Raw genomic sequence first — 22839 nt, 5'->3', positions numbered from 1 at the left:
TTTGGCATAAATCGGTGCCAGCACTGATGCCAAGCACGGCCGGGACATGCATACTGAGGCATGAGTTAAGGTCTCAACCATCTCCGGTGCTGGCGCAGTCTCCAATTGGCCTCAGCTGACGGACCGCAGCCGTTACACGGAAGCCGTCAGATGCAGACCACGCAGTTCCTGACAGCAGCACTTGCAGGGTTGGGCACAGGGCTGGCACTGATCATCGCGATCGGTGCGCAGAGTGCGTTTGTGCTACGGCAGGGGCTCCGCGGCGACCACGTTGGCTTGGTGGTCTTGGTGTGCCTGCTCAGCGATGTGGTCCTTATTGCAGTGGGCGTTGCAGGGGTGGCCAAGTGTTGCGGGCTGTGCCAGCAATGGAAGCCGCAGCCCGGTTTGGCGGGGCCGGATACCTCTTTGTCTACGCCGCCCTGGCGGGAAGGCGTTGTCTGCGGGCCAGGGGCGGACTGCATCCCAGCCGCGGAACCGCCCTCACCACAAAGCCGGTCCTGCTCGCGGTGTTGGCTGTGACGTGGCTGAATCCCCACGTGTATCTGGACACCGTGCTGCTCTTGGGTTCTCTGGCCAGCGTCCACGGACAGATGCGCTGGGGTTTTGGGCTAGGGGCCTTTGGTGCCAGTCTGCTCTGGTTTACGGTGCTGGGGTACGGCGCAGCAGTGTTGCGCCCCATGTTTGCCAAGCCGCAGGCATGGCAACTGCTGGATGCTGGGACAGCTGCTGTCATGGTGCTACTGGGTGTGACCATGCTGGCCCGGGGCTGATCAGAAACCCAGGCAGGACGGTTGGGTTCCCCCTGCCGAGGAGAAGCCCGGGTTGGTTGGGGCCCCGGCAAACCGATACCATCGAAGAGGCCCACAGCAACCCCCGTATGTTGCTTGGATATGGGGCCATACATGACAAACAAGGAGTTACCAGTGTCAGTGGATTCACAGATCACCATTAATGTCGACGGCGAGACGACTACGGTGGCCACAGGCACCACCGGAGCGGAGCTGTTCTTTGAACGCCGCGACGTTGTTGTCATGCGCGTTGACGAGGTTTTGAAGGATCTTGCCGCCGTATTGGAAGACGGTGCCGCTGTGGAATCGGTCACGATTGATTCCCCCGATGGGCTCGATGTGCTCCGTCACTCCACCGCCCACGTCATGGCCCAGGCCGTACAGCAGTTGCGCCCCGATGCCAAGCTCGGCATTGGCCCGTACATCACCGACGGCTTCTACTTCGATTTTGATGTGGCCGAGCCCTTCACCCCCGAAGATCTGAAGACCCTTGAGAAGATGATGCTCAAGATCGTCAACCAGAACCAGAAGTTTGCGCGCCGTGTTGTCTCCGAGGAGGAGGCCCGCGAAGCCATGGCCAACGAGCCGTACAAGCTGGAGCTGCTGGGTAAGAAGAACGACGACGTGGCTGACGCCGCCGAAGGCGTCAACGTCGAGGTTGGCGCAGGTGACATCACCATCTACTCCAACATTGACCGTAAGAGCGGGGAAGAAGTTTGGTGCGATCTGTGCCGCGGCCCGCACCTGCCCAACACGAAGCTGATCTCCAACGCCTTTGCACTGACCCGCACCTCCGCCGCCTACTGGCTGGGTAACCAGAAAAACCAGCAGCTGCAGCGCATCTACGGCACGGCATGGCCCACCAAGGATGCCCTGAAGGCTTACCAGGAGCGCATTGCCGAGGCTGAGCGCCGCGATCACCGCAAGCTCGGTGTGGAATTGGATCTGTTCTCCTTCCCTGATGAGTTGGGCTCGGGTCTGCCGATCTTCCACCCCAAGGGCGGCATCATCCGCAAGGAGATGGAAGACTACTCACGCAAGCGCCACGTTGAGGCCGGCTACGAGTTTGTCTACACCCCGCACATCACCAAGGGCCACCTCTACGAGGTCTCCGGACACCTGGACTGGTACCGCGATGGCATGTTCCCGCCCATGCATGTTGATGCTGAGCTGAATGAGGACGGCACGGTGCGCAAGCCCGGCCAGGATTACTACCTCAAGCCCATGAACTGCCCCATGCATAACCTGATCTTCCGCTCCCGCGGACGTTCCTACCGTGAACTGCCGTTGCGCCTGTTCGAATTCGGTTCGGTCTACCGTTACGAGAAGTCCGGTGTGGTCCACGGTCTGACACGCGTGCGCGGTATGACTCAGGACGACGCCCACATCTACTGCACCAAAGATCAGATGAAGGACGAACTCACCGAGACGCTGAACTTTGTGCTGTCTCTTCTGAAGGACTACGGCTTGGAGGACTTCTACCTGGAACTCTCCACCAAGGATCCGGAAAAGTTCGTGGGCGATGACGACATCTGGGAGGAAGCCACCCGCACCCTGGCAGAAGTGGCCACCGAATCCGGACTGGAGTTGGTTGCTGATCCCGGTGGCGCAGCGTTCTACGGTCCCAAGATCTCCGTGCAGGCTAAGGATGCGCTGGGCCGCACCTGGCAGATGTCCACCATCCAGCTGGACTTCAACCTGCCTGAGCGTTTTGAGCTTGAATTCCAGGCTGCCGACGGCACCCGCCAGCGTCCCGTCATGATCCACCGTGCCCTATTCGGTTCCGTGGAGCGTTTCATGGGTGTGCTGACCGAGCACTACGCCGGCGCGTTCCCGGCCTGGCTGTCCCCTGTCCAGGTCGTGGCCATCCCCGTGGCTGAGGCGTTCAACGATTACATGTTCGACGTCGTCGCCCAGCTTAAGAAGGCAGGCATCCGTGCCGAGGTGGATATCTCCAGCGACCGCTTCCCGAAGAAGATCCGCACGGCGTCCAAGGACAAGATCCCGTTCGTGCTGATCGCCGGCGGGGATGACGCCGATGCCAACGCAGTGTCCTTCCGCTTCCGTGACGGCAGCCAGGACAACGGCGTGCCCGTTGAAGAAGCAGTCCGTCGGATTGTTGAAGCAGTACGGAACCGCACGGCGTGAGTGAACTCGGTGGGGCGTCGGAGCCCGTTGTAGTTGATGACTTTGAACTCCCCGGGGTTCCGGACGCCTTCCAACGACTCTGGACGCCCCACCGGCTCGCCTATGTCAAGGGTGGGCAGGAGCAGGTTACCGGCAAACACGATTGCCCGTTCTGCGAGGCCCCTGGTCGTAGCGATGAGGATTCCCTCATTGTGTACCGCGGTGAACTGGCCTATGTGGTCTTGAACTTGTTCCCGTACAACCCGGGGCACCTCTTGGTGTGCCCGTACCGGCACGTTCCCGACTACACGGATCTGACTCTTGCAGAGACGGCAGAGTTTGCTGCCCTCACACAGCAGGCCATGCGGGTGTTGCGCGCAGTTTCCAACCCCTCCGGTTTCAACCTGGGCATGAACCAGGGCGTCACCGGTGGGGCTGGCATTGCAGCTCACCTGCATCAACATGTGGTGCCGCGGTGGGGAGGTGACGGTAACTTCATGCCGATCATCGCCGGCACCAAGGCCATTACCCAGACCCTCGGTGACGCCCGCCAGCAGGTGGCTGCCGCCTGGAACAACGCCGAATAGGGGCAGTGATGCTCAACAAATACGCCAGGGCACTTTTTGCCGCCATCTTCACCCCCGTTGCCGCTCTGTTGGTGCGCCTGAAAGTCTCACCCGATGCCGTGACCATCATCGGCACCTTGGGTGTTGCTGCCGGTGCGCTGATTGGTTATCCGCTCGGTGAACTGTTCTGGGGCACAGTGGTCATCACCGTCTTCGTTTTCTCGGACATTGTGGATGGGCTCATGGCACGCATGTTGGGCCGTTCAGGCCCTTGGGGAGCGTTCTTGGACTCCACCCTTGATCGGGTGGGGGACGGGGCGGTCTTCGCCGGTATCGTCATTTGGTTCTACACCGGTGGCAACAACCACTTCATCGCAGCCATGGCCCTGACCTGCCTCGTGCTTGGCTCCATTGTCTCCTACGCCAAGGCACGCGCCGAGGGTCTGGGTATGACTGCCAATGTGGGCATTGCCGAGCGGTCAGACCGGCTCGTGGTGGTCCTCGTGGCGACCGGGCTGGTAGGCCTGGGAATCCCCGAAGCCGTGCTCGCCGTCGTTCTTGTTCTGCTAGCCATCGCCAGCCTGGTGACGGTGTTCCAGCGGATGGGAACCGTCCGGCGTCAGGCTATGGCGGCGGTTACGTCGCAAGGACAGTAACACTTGTTTTTATCCCCTCTGGGGGCCGGAATAGACTGGCCGCACCCGTGAAGCATGTCACGTTTGCGGGTTCGTGAACTTTTTCCGTTCCTTCCCAGAGGGGTTTTTTGTGTCTACATCTGAGGTAACACCTGTGACCGGCAGCAGCCGGGTCAAGCGCGGCATGGCCGACATGCTCAAGGGCGGCGTCATCATGGACGTGGTCAACGTTGAGCAGGCCAAGATCGCCGAAGACGCCGGCGCCGTAGCCGTCATGGCACTCGAGCGGGTCCCTGCCGACATCCGGGCACAGGGTGGCGTGTCCCGCGCCAGCGATCCGGACATGATTGACGCCATCATCGCCGCCGTGTCCATCCCGGTCATGGCCAAGGCCCGTATTGGCCACTTCGTTGAGGCGCAGGTCCTGGAGTCCCTCGGCGTGGACTTCGTGGATGAGTCCGAGGTCCTCACCCCGGCCGACTACGAGCACCACATCGACAAGTGGAACTTCAAGGTGCCCTTCGTCTGTGGCGCCACCAACCTCGGTGAGGCCCTGCGCCGCATCAACGAGGGTGCTGCCATGATCCGTTCCAAGGGTGAAGCCGGCACCGGAGACGTCTCCAACGCCACGGGCCACATGCGCAAGATCCGTACGCAGATCGCCCAGCTGGCGGCACTGCCGGCGGATGAGCTGTACGTTGCCGCCAAGGAACTGCAGGCCCCGTACGAGCTCGTGAAGGAAGTTGCGCAGGCCGGTAAGCTCCCCGTGGTGCTGTTCACCGCCGGCGGCATTGCGACACCGGCTGATGCGGCCATGATGATGCAGCTCGGCGCCGACGGCGTGTTCGTTGGCTCCGGCATCTTCAAGTCCGGCAACCCGGCACAGCGCGCAGCAGCCGTGGTCAAGGCCACCACGTTCTTCGATGACCCTTCCGTGATTGCGGGTGTTTCCCGCGGCCTCGGCGAAGCCATGGTGGGCATCAACGTGGCCGACATCCCCGAGCCGCACCGCCTGGCCGAGCGCGGCTGGTAACCCGCCCTACCAACGCCGCATCACTTTACGGCGTGTTTTTCTCGACGCGGCACCACTTTACGGCGCCGCTGGCGTGCAAACGGTTGAGGGAGATTTAGTTCTCCCTCAACCGTTTGTGTTCTTGGCTCCTCCCAGCCAAGATTGACACCATGACGCAGCCCTTCGCTGGCCTTCTGGCCTACCCCATCACGCCCCTGAGGGACGACGACGAACTTGACTTAGCGTGGCTAGCTCACCTCGTGCGCAACGCGTCTTTTGCGGGCATATCAGGGATGACCGTGCTCGCCACCTCTGGTACGGGGGTAACTTTCGACCGGGGTGAACGGCAAGCAGTTGTGCAAATGGCTGTCGAGTCAGCAGTCATGGTAGGTACCTCGGAAGGTTTGCGGGAATCCGCCATGCCCGTGTATGCGGCAGTGAGTGCCCCGTCCACACGCGAGGTGGTGCGCTTGGCGCAGGATGCCGAGAGTGCGGGAGCCTCCGGGTTACTTCTAGCCCCGTTTTCTTATTTGCCGCTTTCGGATGCGGAAGTTCGTGCGCTATTCTTGGCGGTCTCTGAAGCAACGACCCTGCCGATCTGCTTTTACAACAAGCCGCTGCAGACGCATTTTGATGTCAGCCCCGCAACCCTGGCCTATTTAGCAAGCAATACCCGCCTACGCGCAGTTAAGGACACCATGCGTCGCGAGGATGTCGCGGGCCGCGTTAGCGAGCTCAGGGCAGCAGTCGGTCCTAACTTTTCCATCGGACTCAGCGCCGATGTTCAGTTGCTGGCCGAACGCCCAGAAGTTGATGCCTGGCACACTGGACTGGCGGGACTGCTGCCGGGTGACTACATCGAGGTGTGGCGGCTCGCCCAGGCAGGAGCGCCACAGGGTGCCAGCTTGGCGCGGTTGCAGGCCATCGCGCACGCCCTGGCTGGCATGCCTCACGCCATCGGCGCACTCCACGCGCTGTCCAACGTCATCGGCGTTCCGACGGCTGCGCCCCGGGGTCCTTTTGCCGCGGCCACTCAAGAGGAAACCTGGCAGCTCAGCGCCGCCCTTAACGGGTAGCCAGCTGCGCGATCGTTGGGAAAGGGCCGTAAAGTGGTGCGGCGTCGCTCAAAAAGGGCCGTAAAGTGGTGCGGCGTCGGAAGGGGTTACTGCGGCGGGTGGAACCACCACGTCTGGCCTTTGCCAATGAGTTCGAAGCCGCGGTTGCGGTAGAGCCGTTGCCCATCCGGGGTGGCGTTGAGTAGCAAGTGCTCTGCTCCGGCGTTGAACGCCGCTTCGGCCAGAGAATTCAACAGGGCGGTACCGAGCCCGGTGCGGCGATGCTCGGGATCCACCACCATGTCAAAGATGCCCGCCAGGTTTTTTCCGCCCTGCTGGTTCGGCGGCAAAAACGCATAGGAGCGTCCCGCCCAGTCCTGCCCATTGCGGGCAGTCGCCAGCCACACTTGATCGTCAGCGAGACAGGTCAACTCCACACGGTCATCGGAAGTTTCGCTAGCGGCCGCCACACTCTCAACGTCCAGGGCGCGGGTCATCCACCACGGCTGCCAGCCGCGCTCAAAACGGTACGCCGGCAAGATTCCCTCCCGCACGGCAGCATTCATCCACACACCGACAGCGGTGGCACCGCGGCGTTCGGCTTCGGCCAAGGCAGGCTGTAGGCCGGCGTCGGTAATTTCCTGGGGGAACAGGCACAACATTTCCCGGGTTTCCGGGAGCCACACCCAGTCCATGCGGTGCGTGGAAAACGCCCGCCCGCCCGTGGCCTCAGCCAGTGCACGGAACCATGCATGCTGTGTACGTTGGCAATCTGCAAGTGTCACCATGCGCTTAGACCAACCCCCGTCGGGCAAGTAGGGGAGCGGTATCGGCGTCGCGGCCGGCAAAGTCGGCGAAGGCTTGAAGGGGGTCAACGGAGAATCCACGACTCAACAGTGTGGTGCGGAAGTGCTCGCCGTTGGCGCGGGAAAGCCCGCCATTGGCTTTGAACCAGGCCACGGTGTCGGCGTCGAGTACCTCCGACCAAATGTAGGAGTAGTACCCCGCCGCATATCCTCCAGCGAAGATGTGGTTGAAGTAGCCTGTCCGGTAGCGTGGCGGTACCGCGGCAAGATCCACACCTGCAGAGGCCAGCGCTGCGGCTTCGAAGGCCAGCGGATCCGTTACGGGAGCGCTTGGTGGGAGCTCATGCCATGCCAAGTCCAGCAACGTTGCACCCAAGTATTCGGTGGTGGCAAAACCCTGACCCCAGAGTGCTGCTGCCTCGAGTTTCTCCGCCGTCCCAACAGGCAGTGGTTCACCCGTGTGGTGGTGCTTGGCATAGTTGGCCAGCACCTCCGGCCACAGGATCCACATCTCATTCACCTGTGACGGGTATTCCACAAAGTCACGCGGAACATTGGTCCCGGAAAACTTCGGGTACCTGACGGCCGAGAACAAGCCATGCAGGGCATGACCGAACTCGTGGAAGCAGGTCACCACTTCATCGAAGGTCAACAGTGTTGGTTCGCCCGCCGGAGGCTTGGGGATGTTGAGGTTATTGACCACCACGGCATGGGTTTCCTCGAGGAAGGACTGCTCCACGAAGGAGTTCATCCAGGCTCCGCCACGCTTGGTTTCGCGCGTAAAGAAGTCACCTAGGAACAGACCCAGCGTGGAGCCATCGGCATTGGAAACCTCCCAGATACGGACTTCAGGATGGTAGCCGATGAGATCACTTCGACGCTTAAAAGTAATTCCATAGAGCTGTGTAGCCGCATAAAAGACGCCGTTCTCCAGCACCGAGTCAAGCTCAAACCAGGGGCGTAGCGCTGCAAGATCCACACCGTACTCATCACGGCGGACCTGCTCGGAGTAAAACGCCCAATCCCACGCCTCGATGGGGTGCCCGGCTGTGGCAGCTAGTTTCTCCGCTTCCAAGCGTGCATTGCGTACAGCCGCGGCCGTGATGGGGGTGAGCATGGCGTGCACGGCTGCCAAAGACGGTGCCGTCTGCGGTTCAATGGAGCGTTCAGCTTCGGAAGAGAAACCAAGCAACGCTGCCTTCTCTGCCCGCAGCGATGCCATGGTGGCTGCCAAGCCCAGCACGTTGGAACCACCAGAACCGCCAGAACCGCCAGAACCACCAGAACCACCAGAATCGCCAGAACCACTGCCACGACCCACCGAGGCCAGATGCAGCTTCCGCCGGGTTTCCCGATTAGTCAGCGCCTCAAGGGCAGGCTGTGCCGTGGGCAGAATTAGCGTCAGCAGGTAGCCATCCGCATGACCGGCCGCGCGGGCTGCGGCCGCCGCCGTTGCCACATCATCGGTGCTCAGCCCATCGAGCAACGCCACATCCAGCACATGTAAGGCGGCCTCGTTCCCCGCCTGCATGACGAGTTGTGAAAACTCGGTGCTGAGGGAGGACAACTGGCCATTGAGTTCGCGCAGACGTTCTTGCGACGGCCCCGGAAGAGCCACCCCGGCGCGCGTAAACGACTTGCGGTATTCCTCGAGCAAGCGCGCAGCTTCAGCATCCAGTCCCTGCGCCGGCACGGCGAGCATCCGCTCATACAACGCAGCGTTCAGCTGCACCGTATCCGCATGCTCCGCCACCAGCGGGGCAACAATTGCCTCCAACGCCTGAATCTCTGTGGTTCCATGGGAACTGGCAATGTTGAAAAACACGTTCGCCACCCGCATCAGCACGGCCCCGCTACGCTCCATGGCCAGCACGGTGTTCTCAAACGTTGCCGCCGCTGGATCTTCGGTAATGGCAGCAATCTCCGCCAACTGTTGGGCAAAACCGGCCTCAAAAGCGGGCAGGTAATGCTCCACATCGATGGCGGCGAAGTCCGGTAGCTGACAATCCAGCGTGCTGGCCATCAAAAACGGGTTGGGTGAGTTTTCCTCGGTCATGCTTTAACTCTTTCATGGATTAACCGAAGGACGACGGCGAAACGAGAGTTTCGCCGTCGTCCTTGGGGAAGGTGCCGCTAAAGGTTGCGGTGGCTTACTTCTGTGTAAATACGAGGGACATGGGAGTGGTCTCCGTGGTCTGGCCCTGCGGGTTGTCACGGAAGATGTTTTCCAGAACCGTCTTGGTCAACGCAGTATCGTGACCCAAGGCGACTACGCCCAGATCGTTGGCGTCCATGATGGCAGTGCCGGCAAACGATGCCGCGTACTCAGCCGGAACTGAAGCCCGGACAAGTGCGCTTAGGCGAGCCGCTACGCCGTCGGGGTCAATCGGTGCGTACTTCACTGAGTGGGTGGAGGTGCCCACCTGGTACCCGGCAGCGCCGTCGATCGCGTTGATGTTGTGGCCCACCACTTCATAGAACACGCCCGACTTGCCCTGCAGTTTGCCAATGACGGAACGGGCGGAGGCGTACATGATCCTCGGCAAGCCCACCTCGTCAATGGCCAGTTGCATGGACCAGGGGCTGGCCAAGCCAATGCCACCGGGGTTGCGGGTGACGAACTTGGAGAAGATGCGAGCCGCGTTGGAGACCTTGATGTCCCAGACCGGGATGGACCGGCCCTGGGTCATGGCCACAATCTTTTCCGAGAGGAACAAGTACCACGGAGCGTCCGCGGTGGCGGTGCCATGGTCCCCGCCAGCGGCAGGCAGACCGTCAAAGAAACGCTTGACGTAGGTCATGACTGTGGGGTCGAAGTCGGTTTCCTTGTAGAAAACTTCGGTGCGCAACGGGTAGCGGCGGAACGTCCCGGCGCCATCGGGAACCGTGATGTCCAGCTGCTTGTCGGCGTTGGGGATGTAGTCGCTCTTGCCCTCAATGCCGGCCTTGACTTCGGGCTCATCAAAGAACTCGCGCAGCCACAGCTCGGTGTTGATCAGGCGCCAGAAGACCATGGTGGAACCGCCGCTCTTGCCGCTGAGGAGTTCCTCGAAGGCGTAAATGACGGCATCCTGGTTCCAGTACGGGCGGTTGCCGAAAGAGGTGGAGAGGAAGATCTCGTAGATCTTTTCCTTCATGTGCCCAAACCACTCCGCTTCCGGGGTGGTGAAACCGATCTTGTTGCGGCGGTTGCTGATCATTTCCGGCAGCAGCTCACGGGTGGCGTCACGCAGAATGCGCTTGTTCCAGCCGCCCTTGATGATGGATTCGTCATCGAGGCTGAAGAGGAACTTCACCACTTCCTTGTCCAAGAACGGCACGCGACCCTCCAAGGAGAAGCGCATGGTGTTCTTGTCCTCGTAGCGCAGCACAGCCGGCAGGGACTTATGGAAAAGGTCATCGATGAGACGCAGCTTCAAGTTATCCGGGATATTGGCAAATGTCTCTGACTTGTACTTTGCCGTGAACTTCTTGTTCAACAGCGCCGAAACGCCAACTTCCTTCTTGAAGCTGAGCATGCCCTGAATCCTGAAACGAGCCAGACGGAACAGGATATCCGAGCTGGACACCAATTCCTTGGCCAGTTTGGCGTTCTGGCCGTTCTTCTTCAGCTGACGCAGGTAAGCGAAGTAGTACGGGATGTAGCCGGCCATCATTTCGTCGGCACCCTGGCCATCGAGCAGCACGGTCACGTGCTTGGAGGCCTCGCGCATCACCTGGTACTGGGCGTACGGCCCGGAGGAGATGATGGGTTCTTCCATGGTGCGGACAAAATCTTCCAAATCCTCCACAAATTCGCCCGGCTTGGGCAGAATCTTGTGGCTGATGACATTGCCCTCACAACGAGCCAGCACGGCGTCGGCGTACTTTTCCTCGTCGTTGATGGAGTTGGGGAAAATAGCTGAGAAGGTCTGCTGCTTGGCACCGAGGGAGTCTGTGGCAGCGGCGTTCTCTTGCATCAGTTTGTTGATGGTAACCACGACGGCGGACGAGTCCAGTCCGCCTGACAAGGCGGTACCCACGGGTACTTCAGACTGCAGACGCAGACGAACACCTTCCGTGAAGCGTTCCCGGTATTCATCAATGACAGCCTTCGAGTACGGCGTTTCAATCTTGGCCAGCTCGGCCAGTTCTTCCTTGAAACGCGTGTACGAGCTGATGGTGGCAGTTCCTGCCGGTCCGGCTGCCGAATCCACTGTGTTCAGCACCAGCTTCTCGCCGGGCATGAGCTTGTTGACGCCGGCGAAGAAAGTGCTGGATTCGTCGTCGTGGATTCTGAACTGCAGGTAGCGGTACAAGATCCGCTCATCGACCTCTGCGGTGATCTTGCCGGTGGCCAGCAGCGGCTTGATCTCGGACCCGAACAGCAGGGTGGGAGCCTCGGTGGTGCCGGCTGTGGCGTAGTACAGCGGCTTGATACCGAAGTGGTCGCGAGCCAGAACCAGACGGCTGTTTTTGCGGTCGTGGATGGCGAAGCCGAACATGCCGTTGAACTTGTCAAAGGCAGCGTCTCCCCATTCCTCGTAGGACTGCAGCACAACTTCGGTATCCGATTGGGTGGAGAAGGTACGTCCCAGTGCCTCCAGCTCGGCACGCAGCTCGAGGTAGTTATAAACCTCACCGTTGTAGACCAGCACAGTTTCGCCGTCGGCGCTGTACATGGGCTCCTGGCCATGGGCCACATCAATGATGGAAAGACGACGATGCGCCAACCCAACACTGCCGTGGGTGTAGACACCCTCACCGTCTGGCCCGCGGTGCACCATGCACGCATTCATCTGCTGCAATAGGGTTTGATCTTCCCCATAACCGTAGTATCCGGCGATTCCGCACATACTTACTTACCTCATCTTTAGCACGTCAGTCCTGCCGACAATGCTACTTGCTTAGCGGACCATCCCCGCCCACCATGCTCGGCGCGGGAGGGAAGTTAAAGGTGTGAGATAGAGCCCACAAAGGCGCATATATGATTAAAGCGTGACTTTTGACTCCACCTTAAACCCGGCTGTTGGCCCCACCGTAGGAATTTTGGCGTTGCAAGGTGATGTCCGCGAACACGCCCGTGCCATTGAAGAATGCGGTGGGCGTGCCGTGGCGGTTCGCCGCCCGGGCGAGTTGGCCGCCGTCGACGGTTTGATCATTCCTGGCGGGGAATCCACCACCATTGACAAACTCACCCGAATCTTCGGCATGCGTGAGCCGCTGCGTGAAAGCATTGCCACCGGATTGCCCGTGTACGGCAGTTGCGCCGGGATGATCATGCTGGCCCATGACATCGCCGACCCCGCTACGGATATGGACGGCAAACCCCAACAGACGCTTGGTGGATTGGACATTACGGTGCGTCGCAACGCCTTTGGCCGTCAGGTTGATTCTTTTGAAACCGAGCTTGATTTCACTGGTCTGGCACCAGCTGGCCAGCCCGAATCGCCGCTGCATGCCGTCTTTATTCGGGCGCCGTGGGTGGAGCGTGTGGGTGCCGGTGTTCAGGTGCTTGCCAGCGTGAAACTGCCAGATGCCGGGCAAAACGATAGGATTGGTTCAGAAGTTCGTGCTGTCGCCGTTCGTTCACGGCATTTGCTGGCCACCTCCTTCCATCCGGAAGTGACGGGGGAGCGCCGCATCCATGAACTGTTTATTCGAATGATTAGAGGAGAAGCGTAACTATGTCAGGCCACTCCAAATGGGCAACTACCAAGCACAAGAAGGCAATTCTTGACAGCCGCCGGGCTAAGTCCTTTGCCAAGCTGATCAAGACCATCGAAGTTGCTGCCCGTGGTGGTGGAGCCGATCTGGCCGGTAACCCTGCGCTGGAACTTGCCGTCACCAAGGCCAAGAAGACCTCGGTGCCAGCTGACAACATTGACCGTGCCATCAAGCGTGGCGCGGGCCTGCTCGGTGACGCCGTCGATTACCAGACCATCATGTACGAAGGTTATGGTCCGCAGGGCTCGGCGATCTTGATCGAGTGCCTGACCGACAACAAGAACCGTGCAGCCTCTGAGGTGCGTTTGGCCGTGGGTCGCAATGGCGGCAACATGGGAGATCCCGGCTCCGTTGCCTACATGTTTACCCGTAAGGGCATTGTGGGTTTGCCCAAGAATGAGCTGACCGAGGATGACCTGCTCATGGCTGTTCTGGACGCCGGTGCCGAAGAGGTTAAGGACCAGGGCGAAAGCTTTGAAGTCATCTCCGATCCTCAGGACCTGCCGGCCATCCGTGCCGCACTGACCGAGGCCGGCATTGAGTACGAATCCGATGAGGCCGGCTTTGTCCCCTCCATGCAGGTGGAACTCGATGTCGAGAACGCCCGCAAGTTCATGAAGCTCTACGATGCTCTGGAAGATCTGGATGACGTCCAGAACATTTACTCCAACGCCGACATGAGCGCAGAGGTTCTTGCTGCGCTTGAAGAGGACTAGGAACTGCGTGTTCTAGGAGTGGATCCGGGTTTGACCCGGTGCGGGCTCGGCGTTGTTGACGTCGCCGCCAACCGCCAGGCCACCCTCGTGGGTGTTGGTGTGGTGGGAAGCTCGCATGAATTGAGCCTTGACGCCCGGCTGCTGGTCATCGCGGAAGCGCTTGACCAGTGGCTGGACGCGTTTAAGCCCGATGTTTTGGCCATTGAACGCGTCTTTGCCCAAACCAACCTCAGCACCGTGATGGGCGTGGCCCAAGTTTCCGGGGTGGTCATGGTAGCTGCGGCCCGGCGCGGCATACCCGTCGCCATGCACACTCCCTCGGAAGTTAAGGCCGCAGTAACCGGCAATGGCCGCGCTGATAAGGAGCACGTCACCGCCATGGTCACTCGGCTCCTTCGCCTCGCCGAACCGCCCCGTCCAGCCGATGCCGCCGACGCCCTGGCGCTGGCCATCGCCCACGCATGGCGCAGCGGCAATTCCTTTGCCGGGAATTCGGGAAGTACGACGTCGGCCCAGCAGCTTTGGCGCGACGCCGAACGAAAGTCTGCGGTCAAGAAGAACAAAGAAAAACCCGACGCCAAGTGGCGCTAGCTGTTTAGTACGTATGTTCTATATGATGGCCAGTAAGTAGTTACCAGTTGGTCCGGTTCTTATCAGGAGACGCAAGCAATGATCAGTTTTGTCCGTGGGCCGGTGGCTTCGCTTTCCTTGGCTCAGGCCGTCATCGACGTCAATGGGGTTGGCATGCTGGTGCATGCCACACCAAAGACCCTGGGTGGATTGCGGCTAGGTGAGGAAGCCACCCTCACCACCGCCATGATTGTGCGCGAAGACTCCATGACGCTGTACGGCTTCGCCGATGCCGGTGAGCGAGAAGTTTTTGACACGCTCCTCACTGTTAGCGGCATTGGACCGCGGCTGGCCTTGGCGATCTTGTCTGTGCTGGAGCCGGAAAGCATCAGGATTGGTGTGGATACCGGCGACGGCAAGGCCTTCACCAAGGTCCCCGGCGTGGGTCCCAAGGTTGCCGGGCGCATAGTCCTAGAGCTCAAGGGCAAGCTCAAGCCAACGGGGGAGGCAGTGACAGCTGCCCTGTCCGCTACGCCCGCTATGGAATGGAAAGAGCAGGTTGTGGCTGCCATGACCAGCTTGGGCTGGAATGAACGCGATGCGCTCAAGGCCATTGACGCCGCCGTAGCTGCCGAACCCGAACTGGCCGAAGGCGCCAATGTACCGGCCGTACTGCGGGCAACGCTGCGCTGGCTCGGCCAAGATCACACCAGAGCCAAGAGCGGTGTGCGCTAGAACATGGCTGCTAAGGATGATTCAATCCCGCTGTTGCCAGGGCAGATCAGTATTAGCGAAGCTGGTGGCAACGCCGGCGCTGGCCGGGCTCCGGCTAAGGGTGCCGCCAGCGAACTAGCCGCGCCCGTGGCGGAACCTGAAGAACGCGAACTCGAAGCTGCCCTGCGGCCCAAAAACCTTGACGATTTTGTGGGTCAGGAACGTGTTCGCAAACAGTTGGCGCTGGTACTGGCAGCCTCGAAAATTCGTGGGCGCAGCGCCGATCACGTGTTGATGTCAGGCCCTCCTGGCCTGGGTAAAACCACCCTCGCCATGATCGTGGCCGCCGAAATGAACGCGCCCTTGCGCATTAGCTCGGGCCCGGCCATTCAGCACGCCGGGGACCTTGCAGCAATCTTGTCTTCGCTCACCGAGGGCGAGGTGCTGTTCTTGGATGAAATTCACCGCATGTCGCGCCCTGCTGAAGAAATGCTGTACATGGCCATGGAAGACTTCCGGGTGGACATCATCGTCGGCAAGGGAGCAGGAGCCACGGCCATTCCGTTGGAGCTGCCGTCCTTCACTCTGGTGGGAGCCACCACCCGCGCCGGTCTGTTGCCAGGCCCCCTGCGAGATCGCTTTGGCTTCACCGGTCACCTGGAGTTTTACTCAGTAGCTGAGCTTGAACTGGTGCTGCGTCGTTCCGCTGGGATGCTGGACCTGCGCCTAACGAGTGCGGGATTCGCTGAGATTGCAGGCCGATCCCGGGGCACCCCGCGGATCGCCAATAGGCTGCTACGCAGGGTCCGTGACTGGGCGCTGGTTCATGGCATCGAGTCTATCGACGCCCGCACCGCTTCAGCAGCGTTGGATATGTATGAGGTCGATGCCCGTGGCTTGGACAGGCTGGACCGCTCGGTACTGCAGGCGCTGGTCAACAAGTTCAACGGTGGCCCCGTGGGCTTGTCCACCCTGGCTATCGCTGTGGGGGAGGAACCTGAAACGGTGGAGACCGTGGCTGAACCTTTCCTAGTCCGCGAAGGACTGCTGGGCCGCACGCCGCGGGGCAGAATTGCCATGCCTGCCGCGTGGGATCACCTAGGACTCAAGATGCCTGGCAATGCTGTTGCGGCCGCCATGCTGCCCTTCGATGAGGATGACAACGATAACTAGCTGAAACATCGCGTATCCGTATCCGTATCCGTATCCGTATCCGTATCCGTATCCGTATCCCGATATATTTTGCGACGAACAGCGATTGCGCTCTGAGCGGGAAAATTCTTCGCCCCAAGAGTAGAAAAGAGTGCAAACCACGTATTTTTATCTGCAATATGTGTAAATATGGGCGGTTCTGGGTGAATACTCATCCCACGTCCAGCTTTAACCTCTAGACTGATATGACCTCCGGCACGTCCACAGCGTGCGTGGAACTGAAATGTTTGCTTAACGAATGGAACCCCAGCTGTGACCCTCAGTAGTGTTTTGGCCACCGACTTCGCCCTCCGGGGGTTTTCATGGACCCGATGAGTATTCTTCTTTTTGCCATGTTTGGTCTGCTCATCTTCATGATGATGCGCAAGCAAAAGAAGGCGAAGGCCGCTGCTGAAGAAAAGCGTTCCAAGCTGGCTCCCGGCGTCGAGATCATGACCAACTTTGGTCTCTTTGGTACCGTTCTGTCGATTGACACGGACGAGAACAAGATCCTCATGGAGATCTCCCCGGGGACCACTGCCACTGTTCACAGCCAGACCGTTGCTAAGATCATCGATCCTGCTGACGCGCAAGATGTCGAGGCCATTGTGCCTAACGATGCTTCGTCGCTGACGCTGAATCTTGACAAGCAAGCTGATGCAACGGAGTCCGTCGAGGAATCCCTTGAGCGCTTGAAGAACGAAAACAACAAAGACAACTAGCCTTATCCGGGTTGGCTGCTGCTGCACCAAGGTCTCACCCCGGTGCAGCAGCATTGCCATGTTCACAATCCCGTGACCAATAGAAGGATCCCTTGATGGCACGAACAGGTCCGGCGTCCACGGCCCGCAGAACTCTTCTGTGGCTTGCGGCGCTCATCATTGCATGCACACTGGCGGTAGGTGCTGGTGTCCTTAGCGGGGCTGCCACTTGGGCGCCCAAGCTTGGCCTCGACCTAGAGGGTGGCACCCAGATGATTCTGGCGCCCAAGGTTGAAGGTAGCGGTAACATCGCCCCCGAACAATTGGACCAGGCTGTGTCCATTATTCGCCAGCGTGTGGATGGTTCGGGTGTTTCCGAAGCTCAGATCTCCACAGAAGGCGGTCGCAACGTTGTTGTGAGCATGCCGGGCAAGCCAACCGACGAAGAGCGCAACCTCATCAAGGCTTCGGCCAACATGAACTTCCGCCCCGTCATTGCGGCCACTCAGGTGCCTACTGGTGCTGTCCCGGAGGCCGAGAGGACTCCCGAGGACCAGCTTCCAGTGCCTACCGCGGCGCCGGTGGACTCCAGCGACCCCAACTGGGTTGATGCAGCGGTCATGAAGCAGTTTGAGGCCACTAGCTGCCTTCCGCCGCTGACTGAGCGTCCCACCACCTCGGATCCTGACAAGCCACTTGTTAGTTGTGAACCCGAGACGGGCATCAAGTACATCCTTGGTCCGGTTGAGATCCCCGGCAAGTGGATTAAAACTGCGTCCTATGGTCTGCAGTCCGGCGCTCAGGGTGCCACCACTAACGAGTGGTCAGTTCAGTTGACGTTGGAGAAGCCTGAGGGTGCTGCGGCATTCAAGGCCGTGACTCAGCGCTTGCACGCGAAGTACTTGGTCAATCCCAACGATCCTCAGGCTCGTTTCGCCATCATCCTCGATGACAGCGTCATCGCAGCGCCTGCTTCCTTGGCTGTCATCACGGATGGGCAGTCCTCTATTACGGGGCAGTACACCGAGGCCACGGCCAAGGCTCTGGCTGATCAGTTGAAGTTCGGTTCACTGCCCATCAGCTTTGAAATTCAGAGCGAAGTCCAGATTTCGGCAACCCTTGGCCTGCAGCAGCTTGAAATGGGTCTGTTGGCAGGATTGATCGGTCTGGGCCTCGTGGTTATTTACTCACTGTTCCAGTACCGCGCCTTGGGCTTGGTGACGATCTCCTCGCTGATCATTGCCGGTGTCATCACTTACCTAGCCATCATCTTGCTGGGTTGGGCGGAAAACTACCGACTCTCCCTGGCTGGTGTGGCTGGAATCATCGTGGCCATTGGTCAGACTGCCGACTCATTTATTGTTTACTTTGAGCGAGTCAGGGATGAACTACGTGACGGACGCGGTCTGGTTGCCGCTGTGGAGAATGGTTGGGAGCGCGCCAAGCGCACCATCCTTGCTTCTAAAGCTGTCAACGTCTTGGCCTCCTTGGTGCTGTACTTTGTCTCCGTGGGTAGCGTCAAGGGCTTTGCTTTTACACTTGGCCTGACGGCGGTAGCAGACCTCATTGTGGTCTTTATGTTCACCCACCCCACCTTGCAGTTGCTGGCACGCACCAAGTTCTTCGGTGAGGGCCACAGCTTCTCGGGCCTGGATCCGAAGCAGTTGGGCGCAATTCCCTTGTACCGTGGCGCGGGCCGTTTCCGCACTCCGGAAGAGACCGCTGCTGTGGCCACGGGCAAGAACGTCCGTGCCGCGGGCGAAGCCGAACGCCGCCAGACTATTGCCGAACGGCGGTTGGCTGCCAAGGAAGCGCAAATGGTTGGCAGCAGGGGCGCCGGGGCTGCACAGCCCGAGTCCAGTGACTCGAAGGAGAGCAAATAATGAAGAGTTTCGCCACTTTCGGAAACGAACTGTACACCGGTGAACGGTCCTACGAGTTTGTTGGAAAACGCAAAATTTGGTTCAGCATTACGGGCGTTCTGCTGGTGTTGTCCATCCTGATCCCACTGTTTGGGGGCGGGTTCAACTTCGGGATTGATTTCCGTGGCGGTTCCCAGTTCACTATTTCCTCGGTAACCCATACAGATGTTGCCACCGGTGAATCCGCTGTTGCAGCCGCTGTGCCTGGCACCGCTGCTGTGGTCACCAACATTGCCGGTGACACCATGCAGGTGCAAACCGACCGGCTCAGTGACGACCAGACTCTGGCCGTCAAGGATGCGCTGAAGACGGCATACGGCGTCACTGAAGACCACATCACCTCCACCTTCGTTGGCCCCAGCTGGGGACAGGACGTTTCCCGGCAGGCCATCATTGGCTTCATCGTGTTCGTGCTGCTCGCTACGGTCCTGATGGCCCTATACTTTAGGACCTGGCGGATGTCCATTGCAGCCATGGTGGGCTTGTTGGTGGTCATGGTAGTCACCGCAGGAATCTACGGAGCGTCAGGCTTCGAAGTCACGCCATCAGCCATCATCGGCTTCTTGACCATCCTGAGTTACTCGCTGTACGACACAGTTGTGGTGTTTGACAAGATCCGAGAAAACACGGCAGACATTACTAAATCTGAGCGGCGGACGTTTGCTGAAGAAGTCAACCTCGCCGTGAACCAGACCCTAGTGCGCTCCATCAATACCATGATGGTGGCTGTGCTGCCGGTGGGCTCGATTCTGTTTATCGGTGCCTTGCTCCTGGGCGCAGGAACTCTGCGTGACCTTTCACTGGCGCTTTTCATCGGCATTATTGTGAGCACCTTCTCCACGGTGTTCGTGGCTGCACCTATGTACGCCTGGCTGCGTGAGCGCGAACCCGATCACCTCAAACAGGCCAAAAAGGTACAGCAGCGCCGCGCGCATGAGGCAGAACAGGATGCTACTGAGGTAGCTACTACGGCCTAGGCTCCGTCTATTTAACTCCTCAGGCACCCAACAGGGATGGGGCCGAATGCTATGCATTCGGCCCCATCCCTGTTTTGGTCAACAATGATCTTCCCTGCACCCTAGAATGGGGTAATGCCCCGCAGTAGGGGCGCACAGAACGTACGTGTGTGAGGGAGGAAATGCGTTGACCGATGAATCGCCCTCGCATGAGCTAGTTACCAATTCCGGGTCGAAAGCTGTGCCAGGCAAGGATAAATCCACTGCTGCTGGAGTTACTAGTGGTGCTTCGACTCGTGCCGGTTCAACTAATGACGTTTCCGGCCAGCGACCAGCAGATATTCGCCCCACCTTTCCTGGGCGGCGCGAACGAACCCGATCCCGCCTGGCAAGACTGGCTGGCTGGTCCACGGAGAGCTACTCGCCCATTCTGGAACCTTTGCTGCGCATTGTGCGGGCCAAGAACCCCAAAGAAGACCTGGACTTGCTCCAGCGAGCCTTCGCCGTGGCAGAAAAGTACCACGAAGGCCAAAAACGCAAGAGCGGCGATCCTTACATCACCCACCCAGTTGCGGTCGCGACCATTCTGGCGGAAATGGGCTTGGGAGGAAGTACCCTAGCGGCTGCCCTGCTGCACGACACGGTGGAAGATACGCCGTACACCTTGGCCCAGTTGGAGCATGACTTCGGCAAGGAAATCACACTGCTGGTGGATGGTGTCACCAAGCTCGACAAGGTAGATTACGGCGAAGCAGCCCAAGCTGAAACTTTGCGCAAAATGGTCGTGGCCATGTCCAAGGACATCCGGGTGCTGGTCATTAAGCTGGCCGACAGGCTCCACAACGCTCGCACTTGGCGTTTCGTTTCAGCCCAGTCATCGAGTAAAAAGGCCCGCGAAACCCTAGACATTTTTGCTCCATTGGCCCACCGCCTTGGTATGAACGCCATGAAGTGGGAATTGGAGGAGCTCTCATTCGCAGCGCTCTATCCCAAGGTATACGAGGAAATTGTTCGGCTCGTACAGGACCGCTCACCCGAGCGCGAGAAGCAGTTGAGCCTGATTCGCCGTGAACTCCTTGAAGTGTTGCGTGTTTCCAAGATCAAGGGTGAAGTCAGCGGTCGTCCAAAGCACTACTACTCCATCTACCAAAAGATGGTGGTGCGCAGCAAGGAATTCGATGACATCAACGATCTCATCGGAGTCCGGGTCATGGTGGATACGGTAGGGGACTGCTACGCCATGCTGGGCGAAGTGCACTCCCTGTGGACACCGCTGGTGGGGCGTTTCAAAGACTACATTGCCCTGCCCAAGTTCAACATGTACCAGTCACTGCACACCACGGTGTTGGGACCCGGTGGCAAACTGGTGGAGATCCAGATCCGCACCAGAGAGATGCATCAGCGGGCCGAATACGGTGTTGCAGCGCACTGGATGTACAAGAGCGGCAACAAGGCGCCCTTAGCGACAAACCAGGATGATATGTCTTGGTTGCGGTCCCTCATGGATTGGCAACGCGAGACCGCTGATCCGGGTGAGTTCCTGGATTCCATGCGCTTTGAAATGAACGCCAAGGAAGTCTACGTCTTCACGCCCAAGGGCCAGGTTGTGGCGCTGCCGGCCGGGGCCACGCCAGTGGACTTTGCCTATTCCGTGCATACCGAGGTGGGACACCGGACCATTGGCGCCCGCGTCAACGGAAAACTTGTGCCGCTTAACAGCGAACTTGCCAACAGCGACACCGTGGAGATCTTCACCAACAAGGCCGAAGGTGCCGGTCCCAGTCAAGACTGGCTGAACTTCGTCAAGAGCCCCCGCGCACGTAACAAGATCCGCCAATGGTTCAGCAAGGAACGCCGCGAGGAGTCCATTGAAAAGGGCAAGGAACTGCTGACGAAGGCCCTGCGCAAGCAGAACCTGCCTCTGCAGAAAATGATGACCCATGATTCCCTCATGGCTGTCACCGAGCACTTCCACTATCAAGACATCACTGGTCTCTACGCAGCAGTCGGTGATGGGCACACATCAGCTCAGTCGGTGGTTGAACGCCTCCGCGAGGTGATGGGGATGGCAGATATTGAAGAGGTTGCCCCGCCGTTGGAAACTCACGTTTCCAACGCCAGGTCACGAGTTTCCAATTCTGGTGTCATTGTCCACGGCGTGGACGATGTTTTGGTGAAGCTGGCCAGGTGTTGCACTCCCGTGCCGCCTGACCCCATCTCGGGATTTGTCACGAAGGGTTCGGGCATTTCGGTACACCGTAGCGATTGCCCCAACCTGTTGAATCTCCAGCAGGAGCCGGACAAACTGGTTGAGGTTGATTGGGCACCCACCCAGTCAGGTGTTTTCTTGGTCGAGATTCAGGTGGAGGCACTGGACCGCAAGAGCCTGCTATCAGATGTCACCCGGATTCTGGCCGAAAACCATGTCAACATTCTGGCCGCCAGCGTCAACACCAGCACCAATCGGGTGGCGATATCCAAGTTCGCTTTCGAAATGGGTGATCCCAAGTACCTTGACCACGTCTTGAACGCGGTGCGCCGGATTGACGGCGTGTATGACGTCTACCGTTCCACCGGTTCGCACCGCCGCGCCTAAGCCTGCGGACCTCAAGGCAGCCGTGCTTTGAGGTCCGTGCTATGAGTGCAGCGCCCAAAAACTGCTGACCCTAGCCCAACTCCGAACCCGGCAGCTGAGCGGTGTCTAACAGTGTTTGCACAAGCTCTTGGGCCCGCAACTTCCCGGGGACGTGCGGGGCTGCAAGCAGTGCCTGCTGGATTCGCTTGAGTGGACATGCCAAGGTAGCGTCGCGAGACATAGCCACAAGCACGGGTCTGGCCAAGGCCGGGGGAGCGCTGCGGGCCACGTCCAGCGCGGTGCGTAATGCGGTGGTGACTGGCGTGGTCCCCACGAGTTGAATATCCTGCGCTTCGAGACGGACTTGGCGCACCGTGCAGCCGCTGTGGCGCGGCACGGCCGCACTGTTGCCATCGTTGTCCACCAGCAGGGCAACCTCAGCTGGCGCAGGAGCACAACCGTAGACCCAAGCTGCCGAGAGCTGGGCTAACACCGCCCGGTGGCTCAGAAATGCCGGGATGTGGTGTGCCAGTGCCGCAGCCCGCACGGCCGGAGTCTCTGCCAGTGTAGAGGGTCGAAATACTTGGCCGAAAACATGGCACAATACGCCGTCCATGACCATGGCAGAGAGCTCGGAAAAGATGAACAGGGTTCCCGGTGCCAGCAGCGACTCTTGCGATGCGGCTGCGGGTGGGTTTTCTTGACTTGTCATCTCTCAAGGGTGCATCGCCAACCCGAGAAGAAAAAGGCCTCCGGGCCGGGCTGTGGACAACCCGGCCCGGAGGCCCTGTAAAACACT

Annotated in this window: 19 protein-coding genes; 15 read left to right on the top strand and 4 right to left on the bottom strand. The window is 59.6% G+C overall.

The window, feature by feature from the left end; all coding sequences use genetic code 11:
* Nucleotides 1-365 precede the first annotated feature (365 nt).
* From AB0P14_RS07580 to AB0P14_RS07555, 6 genes are all read left to right on the top strand, one after another.
* Complete coding sequence (locus AB0P14_RS07580) at nt 366-770, top strand: LysE family transporter (RefSeq protein ID WP_363840438.1); 405 nt, start codon at nt 366-368, stop codon at nt 768-770.
* 153 nt (nt 771-923) lie between these two features.
* Nucleotides 924-2936: a threonine--tRNA ligase gene (gene thrS, locus AB0P14_RS07575; RefSeq protein ID WP_363839943.1), complete on the top strand. Its 2013-nt coding sequence runs from the start codon at nt 924-926 to the stop codon at nt 2934-2936.
* A complete protein-coding gene (locus AB0P14_RS07570; protein ID WP_363839940.1) occupies nt 2933-3502 on the top strand; it encodes an HIT domain-containing protein in 570 nt (189 codons plus the stop codon). The genes thrS and AB0P14_RS07570 overlap by 4 nt, the downstream gene beginning before the upstream one ends.
* Nucleotides 3503-3510: 8 nt before the next feature.
* On the top strand, nt 3511-4137 hold the full coding sequence (pgsA, locus tag AB0P14_RS07565; protein WP_363839937.1) for a phosphatidylinositol phosphate synthase: 627 nt from the start codon (nt 3511-3513) through the stop codon (nt 4135-4137).
* 109 nt (nt 4138-4246) lie between these two features.
* Nucleotides 4247-5149, top strand: coding sequence for a pyridoxal 5'-phosphate synthase lyase subunit PdxS (gene pdxS, locus AB0P14_RS07560; RefSeq protein WP_363839934.1), 903 nt, complete (start codon nt 4247-4249; stop codon nt 5147-5149).
* Nucleotides 5150-5298: 149 nt separating this feature from the next.
* The gene (locus AB0P14_RS07555) at nt 5299-6204 is read left to right on the top strand and encodes a dihydrodipicolinate synthase family protein (RefSeq protein ID WP_363839931.1); all 906 of its coding nucleotides are present in this window, start codon (nt 5299-5301) and stop codon (nt 6202-6204) included.
* 86 nt (nt 6205-6290) lie between these two features.
* Here AB0P14_RS07555 and AB0P14_RS07550 read toward each other — a convergent pair whose 3' ends face one another.
* The 3 genes from AB0P14_RS07550 to asnB form a co-directional block, all read right to left on the bottom strand.
* A complete protein-coding gene (locus AB0P14_RS07550; protein WP_363839928.1) occupies nt 6291-6971 on the bottom strand; it encodes a GNAT family N-acetyltransferase in 681 nt (226 codons plus the stop codon).
* A 4-nt stretch (nt 6972-6975) separates the two neighbouring features.
* Nucleotides 6976-9045, bottom strand: coding sequence for a M3 family metallopeptidase (locus AB0P14_RS07545; protein ID WP_363839925.1), 2070 nt, complete (start codon nt 9043-9045; stop codon nt 6976-6978).
* Between the two features lie 94 nt (nt 9046-9139).
* A complete protein-coding gene (gene asnB / locus AB0P14_RS07540) occupies nt 9140-11824 on the bottom strand; it encodes an asparagine synthase (glutamine-hydrolyzing) (protein WP_363839922.1) in 2685 nt (894 codons plus the stop codon).
* Nucleotides 11825-11966: 142 nt separating this feature from the next.
* Between asnB and pdxT the strand changes: the two genes are divergently transcribed.
* The 9 genes from pdxT to AB0P14_RS07495 all read left to right on the top strand — a co-directional run bounded on the left by pdxT (nt 11967) and on the right by AB0P14_RS07495 (nt 22061).
* Nucleotides 11967-12653: a pyridoxal 5'-phosphate synthase glutaminase subunit PdxT gene (gene pdxT, locus AB0P14_RS07535; protein WP_363839919.1), complete on the top strand. Its 687-nt coding sequence runs from the start codon at nt 11967-11969 to the stop codon at nt 12651-12653.
* 2 nt (nt 12654-12655) lie between these two features.
* The gene (locus tag AB0P14_RS07530; RefSeq protein ID WP_363839916.1) at nt 12656-13411 is read left to right on the top strand and encodes a YebC/PmpR family DNA-binding transcriptional regulator; all 756 of its coding nucleotides are present in this window, start codon (nt 12656-12658) and stop codon (nt 13409-13411) included.
* Between the two features lie 3 nt (nt 13412-13414).
* Nucleotides 13415-14002, top strand: coding sequence for a crossover junction endodeoxyribonuclease RuvC (gene ruvC, locus AB0P14_RS07525; protein WP_363840435.1), 588 nt, complete (start codon nt 13415-13417; stop codon nt 14000-14002).
* 78 nt (nt 14003-14080) lie between these two features.
* Nucleotides 14081-14716 carry a Holliday junction branch migration protein RuvA gene (gene ruvA / locus AB0P14_RS07520; protein ID WP_363839913.1) on the top strand — a complete coding sequence of 212 codons (636 nt, stop codon included), beginning with the start codon at nt 14081-14083 and terminating at the stop codon, nt 14714-14716.
* A 3-nt stretch (nt 14717-14719) separates the two neighbouring features.
* Complete coding sequence (gene ruvB / locus AB0P14_RS07515) at nt 14720-15868, top strand: Holliday junction branch migration DNA helicase RuvB (protein WP_363839910.1); 1149 nt, start codon at nt 14720-14722, stop codon at nt 15866-15868.
* A 350-nt stretch (nt 15869-16218) separates the two neighbouring features.
* Complete coding sequence (gene yajC, locus AB0P14_RS07510) at nt 16219-16608, top strand: preprotein translocase subunit YajC (RefSeq protein ID WP_363839907.1); 390 nt, start codon at nt 16219-16221, stop codon at nt 16606-16608.
* Nucleotides 16609-16703: 95 nt separating this feature from the next.
* Entirely contained in the window at nt 16704-18470 is a 1767-nt protein-coding gene (gene secD / locus AB0P14_RS07505; protein ID WP_363839904.1) for a protein translocase subunit SecD, read from the top strand.
* Entirely contained in the window at nt 18470-19486 is a 1017-nt protein-coding gene (secF, locus tag AB0P14_RS07500) for a protein translocase subunit SecF (RefSeq protein WP_363839901.1), read from the top strand. Before secD ends, secF begins: the two co-directional genes overlap by 1 nt.
* A gap of 319 nt (nt 19487-19805) precedes the next feature.
* On the top strand, nt 19806-22061 hold the full coding sequence (locus tag AB0P14_RS07495; protein WP_363840432.1) for a bifunctional (p)ppGpp synthetase/guanosine-3',5'-bis(diphosphate) 3'-pyrophosphohydrolase: 2256 nt from the start codon (nt 19806-19808) through the stop codon (nt 22059-22061).
* Between the two features lie 70 nt (nt 22062-22131).
* On the opposite strand, the gene AB0P14_RS07490 is transcribed toward AB0P14_RS07495, so the two are convergent.
* Nucleotides 22132-22752, bottom strand: coding sequence for a hypothetical protein (locus AB0P14_RS07490; protein WP_363839898.1), 621 nt, complete (start codon nt 22750-22752; stop codon nt 22132-22134).
* Nucleotides 22753-22839: the final 87 nt, after the last annotated feature.

This window comes from Specibacter sp. NPDC078709 (assembly GCF_040686795.1).
Classification (GTDB): Bacteria; Actinomycetota; Actinomycetes; order Actinomycetales; family Micrococcaceae; genus Specibacter.
Note: the sequence above shows the minus strand (reverse complement) of the source record. Positions and strands in the feature narration are given on the sequence as shown.

Coding starts and splice junctions, on each gene's coding strand:
- AB0P14_RS07580 (WP_363840438.1), top strand. CDS start 366: ATGGAAGCCGCAGCCCGGTTTGGCGGGGCCGGATACCTCTTTGTCTAC.
- pgsA (WP_363839937.1), top strand. CDS start 3,511: ATGCTCAACAAATACGCCAGGGCACTTTTTGCCGCCATCTTCACCCCC.
- AB0P14_RS07555 (WP_363839931.1), top strand. CDS start 5,299: ATGACGCAGCCCTTCGCTGGCCTTCTGGCCTACCCCATCACGCCCCTG.
- AB0P14_RS07550 (WP_363839928.1), bottom strand. CDS start 6,971: ATGGTGACACTTGCAGATTGCCAACGTACACAGCATGCATGGTTCCGT.
- AB0P14_RS07545 (WP_363839925.1), bottom strand. CDS start 9,045: ATGACCGAGGAAAACTCACCCAACCCGTTTTTGATGGCCAGCACGCTG.
- asnB (WP_363839922.1), bottom strand. CDS start 11,824: ATGTGCGGAATCGCCGGATACTACGGTTATGGGGAAGATCAAACCCTA.
- AB0P14_RS07530 (WP_363839916.1), top strand. CDS start 12,656: ATGTCAGGCCACTCCAAATGGGCAACTACCAAGCACAAGAAGGCAATT.
- ruvA (WP_363839913.1), top strand. CDS start 14,081: ATGATCAGTTTTGTCCGTGGGCCGGTGGCTTCGCTTTCCTTGGCTCAG.
- ruvB (WP_363839910.1), top strand. CDS start 14,720: ATGGCTGCTAAGGATGATTCAATCCCGCTGTTGCCAGGGCAGATCAGT.
- yajC (WP_363839907.1), top strand. CDS start 16,219: ATGAGTATTCTTCTTTTTGCCATGTTTGGTCTGCTCATCTTCATGATG.
- secD (WP_363839904.1), top strand. CDS start 16,704: ATGGCACGAACAGGTCCGGCGTCCACGGCCCGCAGAACTCTTCTGTGG.
- secF (WP_363839901.1), top strand. CDS start 18,470: ATGAAGAGTTTCGCCACTTTCGGAAACGAACTGTACACCGGTGAACGG.
- AB0P14_RS07490 (WP_363839898.1), bottom strand. CDS start 22,752: ATGACAAGTCAAGAAAACCCACCCGCAGCCGCATCGCAAGAGTCGCTG.